Raw genomic sequence first — 1,008 nt, 5'->3', positions numbered from 1 at the left:
CTAGATGATTGATTCCTGGGGGCACCCCGGGATTCGCTACCGCTAAACAAAGCGAGAGTGTTCAAGGATCGAATTTGTGGAAAACGACCTGAACACTCTCGCAACAGCACTCTACGTCACCTGCGACGACTACCTCAACAACCACCCCGAACTCCTCCCCGTCCGACCAGCCTCGGGATACCAACCACGGATCACCGACTGCGAACTCATCGTCCTGGCCGTGATGGAAACCCTCCTGCGCTACACCTCCGAACGCCATTTCCTGCGCTACGCCCACACGCATCTGACCGGCATGTTCCCCCACATCCCGCAGCAGCCCGGCTACAACAAACGCCAACGCGCTCTCACCGGCGTGATCCAGCACCTCATGGTGCACCTGGCCACCAGCACCGGACTGCTCGATGATGACATCTGGATCGTGGACTCCACCCCCGTGGAATGCGGGCGCTCCCGGGAAACAGTGAAACGCTCTGACCTGGCCGGTGTCGCCGAATACGGTGACTTACGCCTCGCATTCGAGGTTCTTCTGGGGGATGCGTCTGCACCTGATCTCTACCCTGCACGGGATGCCCGTGGGGTATGCGCTGACCGGGGCGAAGACGGATGAACGCGCCACCCTGCTGGCCATGCTCGATGACTGCCCGGTGCCGGTGCCGTCCGGGCAGGTGATCATGGCGGATAAGGCCTACAACGGTCTGTGGTTGGAAGAGGAACTCACTGCCGGTGGGGTGGAGTTGATCCGCCCTGCCCGCAAAGGCGAGGCCCCCAGGCCGGGCAGGCAGTTTTTGAAACCGTTGCGGCAGCGGATCGAGTCGGTGTTCCAGACCTTGAAAGGCCAGCTGGGCCTGGAACAACATGGTGGCCGCACCGTGTCCGGGGTGGTCAGCCGGATGGTGCGGCGACTCTTGGCGTTGACCGCGGCGATCTGGCATAACCACGCCACCGGGCAACCGGTCCTACGGTCGTTGATCGCGTATGACCACTGAACCCCAGGAATCAATCATCTAG

The 1,008-nt window shown here is 61.8% G+C and carries 1 pseudogene; it reads left to right on the top strand.

The annotated features are described in order from the left end of the window. Positions 1–76 precede the first annotated feature (76 nt). A pseudogene (locus NYP18_RS15320) lies at positions 77–986 on the top strand (IS982 family transposase). Positions 987–1,008 lie beyond the last annotated feature (22 nt).

Origin of the sequence: Corynebacterium lemuris (assembly GCF_024919295.1) — a bacterium.
Lineage (GTDB): Bacteria > Actinomycetota > Actinomycetes > Mycobacteriales > Mycobacteriaceae > Corynebacterium > Corynebacterium lemuris.
The sequence above is the reverse complement of the archived record's forward strand: the minus strand, read 5'-3'. Positions and strand labels throughout refer to the sequence as shown.